General features: G+C 33.2%; 3 protein-coding genes. All 3 read right to left on the minus strand.

The genetic code is table 11. The features are described 5' to 3' along the window. Positions 1–1,475 (minus strand): glutamine--fructose-6-phosphate transaminase (isomerizing) (glmS, locus tag ACH2BG_RS04755; protein WP_395046576.1); only part of this gene is annotated, 1,475 nt, incomplete at its 3' end. A 9-nt stretch (positions 1,476–1,484) separates the two neighbouring features. Further along, on the minus strand, positions 1,485–3,206 hold the full coding sequence (locus ACH2BG_RS04760) for a DUF4270 domain-containing protein (protein WP_395046577.1): 1,722 nt from the start codon (positions 3,204–3,206) through the stop codon (positions 1,485–1,487). Continuing rightward, on the minus strand, positions 3,206–3,948 hold a 743-nt coding region (locus ACH2BG_RS04765), incomplete at its 5' end, for a glycogen/starch synthase (protein ID WP_395046578.1). The genes ACH2BG_RS04760 and ACH2BG_RS04765, both read right to left, overlap by 1 nt.

The following is a 3,948-nucleotide window of genomic DNA, read 5'->3' on the forward strand; positions in this document are numbered from 1 at the left end:
TTCAAAGCGCCTTCTAATGCTACCGGGAAATTATAACCTCTTCCTAAATATAAGAAATTTGTAGCATCTTTGAAAACTGCTGCAATTTCTTTGGCTTTATCATTAGTTTTAAGTGCCTCAGCAACTTTTTCAGGAATAATTTCTAGTTCCTGTAAGTATCTATGAAAATCTGAGTTTGATAAAGTTCCTTTTGCTTTAGCCAAACGCAAAGCAATCATTGTCAAAACAGTGATTTGTGTGGTAAAAGCTTTTGTAGAAGCTACTCCAATTTCTGGTCCAGCATGGGTATAAGCGCCAGCGTGGGTTTCTCTAGAAATAGACGATCCAACGACGTTACATACTCCGAAAACAAAAGCGCCTTTTTCTTTTGCTAGTTTTATTGCGGCAAGCGTATCTGCAGTTTCTCCCGATTGAGAGATTGCAATAATAACATCATCTTTATCTATAATTGGATTTCGATATCTGAATTCCGAAGCATATTCTACTTCAACTGGAATACGAGCAAATTCTTCAAAAATATATTCGGCAACCAATCCTGCGTGCCATGAGGTTCCGCAAGCAATTATTACAATGCGTTTTGCATTGGTAAATTTATCTATATTATCTTCTATTCCTGCCATTTTTATTAGTCCTTCATTGGCATGAAGACGACCACGATAAGTATCTTTGATAACGTTAGGTTGCTCGTAGATTTCTTTCATCATAAAATGATCGTAACCTCCTTTTTCGATTTGCTCCAAATTCATTTGAAGCTCCTGAATATAAGGATCTACAAGAGAGTCATCTTTTATTTTACGGATTTTCAATGGTTTGTGTAAACGTACAATAGCCATTTCTTCGTCTTCTAAATAAATAGCATTCGAAGTATATTCGATAAACGGCGTGGCATCAGAAGCGATAAAAAACTCGTCTTTACCTATTCCTATTGCTAATGGGCTTCCCAAACGGGCAACCACAATTTCGTCTGGTTTTTGTTTGTCGAAAACACAAATAGCATAAGCACCAATTACTTGGTTTAATGCAATTTGAACTGCTTTTCCTAGTTTAAGGTTGTCTTTCTTTTGTACATCTTCAATAAGATTTACTAATACTTCGGTATCTGTATCTGATTTGAAAGTATAACCTCTATTGATTAATTCTTTTTTTAACGGCTCATAATTTTCGATGATTCCGTTATGAATTATAGCAAGATTCCCTGAGTTTGATAAGTGTGGATGCGAGTTTACATCGTTAGGAACGCCATGTGTAGCCCAACGAGTGTGACCCATTCCTATTGTTCCATTAGTAGAAATTTCCTTTGATGATTTTTCTTCAAGATCAGAAACTTTACCTTTAGTTTTAGATAATTTTAAATCTTTACCGTCATAAAGTACAATTCCAGCACTATCATAACCTCTATATTCTAGGCGTTTTAGTCCTTTTATTACAATTGGGTAAGCTTCTCTGTGACCGATATATCCAACAATTCCACACATAATTTATACTTAATTAGGTTTTGTATAATAAATTTCAAGTTTTATTCTTTTGTCGTAATACGGATGAGTTGAAGGATAATTTCCTCCATACAATACTGTTCCTAAAGGATTTACAACAGACATTACAGGGAAATATTTTGAAGTTTTCGCCACAGGATTCCCGTCTTTATCCTCCATATTATATGAAAATGAACTTTTTAAAGTCGCATTGCTTATTGTATTTATATTTTCTGTCACTATTAATCCCAATTTTACATTTGTAGAATCTTTTGTAACATCATTTGTATTATCGGCATTTTTGTAATTTCCGTTTTTGATTAAATTTTTAATATAATTAGTAATCCTTATTTTATATTTTGCTCCTCGAGTCGTGCTATTGTAAGGTATTACTTTCGAATTGTTTTCTGAGATTAATCCGCCATATACAAACTTATTATATTTTGAATTTGTACTTGTAGATGAATCATAATAATAATCAATAAGAGGTCTTTTATTAGTCAAGTCATATAAATAAACTCTGTTTGGCTCTGTTTCAGTCGCTCCCATTGCAGTTTGATCTACATAAAAAGTAATACTGGCATCATTTATTAACCATTTTTCGTTTCTCATTCTATTTAAGTCAGCAGAATTTTTATTAAATTCCCCACCAAATAAATCAAGAACCGCTATAGATCCTTGTCCTCCTTTTAAATATAATTTATCCGCGTTTGCAATAGGCGTAGTATATGGTGTTACATAGTTAGGACTTGGCTCATCGTTTAACAAATTTACTGTGTTTCCAGACATTTTTAAAACGATTGTTTTTCTTTTTTTAACTACTGTTGCAGAATTGGCATCTGTAGTAGAATTGTGATCATGATATACAATTGTAATAGACCCTCCTGAAAAATTCATTCTCGCCATTGTCCCTTGGCTAGCGTTTCCTGGTGAATCTTCTGCCGCAATATACAATCCTCTAAAATATTCTTTGAAAGCGTTATTGTTAACTAATTTATCCGAAGATGCTTGTATGATAGCTGTTTCGAAGTAATCTTTTGTGGCTGCATCTAAATTAAAAAACAATCCTGGCGCAAGCCTTTCTTTAACCGTTCCTGAACCAAGTGGAGAATTGTTTTTTAATAATTTTATCTCTGTGTTTTCAAATTGAAAATCATCCTTAGTAGCCAAAAGAGTACCTTTTACAGCATCTATTTCTGGTTGTTGGTCACTATAATATATTTGTGGATTATTAAATCCGCTTGCTGGATCATAATCTCTTAAAACATAACCCGAACGATACAAACTTAATTTTATCGGTTTTCTATCCGCTTTTTTAATTGGCAAAATAGAATCTAATTCTTCATAAGTTCTATCTCCACTAGTAGCGTCTGTACTTGAAAGTGTCGAATAATAAGGCACATAAATATATACTGAATCTATATTTATAGTTGATGGTGTATCATAAAAAATTGGCGCAACAGTTTCTAACTGTAATTGTGTTACAAGGCTAGCTTTGCTTTTTCCAAAAACGGAATTATTGTAATATCCTAATGAATTTATAGGCAAATTATTGCTTTGCACAGGCCCTGTGTTTTGGTTATCCGCAGAAACCTCAAAAATCTCACTATCGAACCCAAAATTCCCATTCCCTACAATATCTGAACCTAATGTATTATAATCTTTATCGCACGAAGCAAAAAATATAGCAACTAAAACAATTGTTAGTTTTCTTAAAAAAGTGGTATTCATCATTAACCTAAAATTTGATTTTTGTAAAATTCTGTGTACGCTTCCGAAAACGTATCTTTCTGGGCGAAAGGTAAAAAAGGTTTTTTTGAAGCATCTATAAATTTTGTTAAATTTGAAGAAATGCTTTCTGAAGCAATCACAATGCCATCTGAATGATTTATTGATGCCATCATAATGTTTTCGAAAGTAGGATTATCAAGCTCAGCAATAGCACTATGAGGAATCCCATCAAACTGTACTTTTTTACTCATTTCAATATCTAGACTTCCGTCGAAAGACTGATTAAAGACTGATGTTACAATTTTTGTGTCAGCAAATAAGGCTTCATCTTTATAATAATGTTTCATATATATAGGAAGCATTGCTGCCATCCAGCCTTGCACGTGTATAATATCTGGAACCCAGTTTAATTTCTTAACCGTTTCTACCACACCTTTTGCAAAGAAAATAGCACGTTCATCATTATCAGGAAACATAACACCTTCTTCGTCGGTAAACGTAGCTTTGCGTTTAAAATACTCATCATTATCGATAAAATAAACCTGAATACGCTCTTTTGGTATCGATGCAACTTTAATAATTAGTGGCATATCTACGTCATTTACAACAAGATTCATCCCCGAAAGGCGAATAACTTCATGTAATTGATGCCTTCTTTCATTTATATTACCATAACGAGGCATAAAAATTCTTATTTGCCCTCCTTGATCATTAATCATTTTTGGCACATCGTATGACATCAAAG

This window comes from Flavobacterium sp., from assembly GCF_043779715.1.
Taxonomy (GTDB): domain Bacteria; phylum Bacteroidota; class Bacteroidia; order Flavobacteriales; family Flavobacteriaceae; genus Flavobacterium.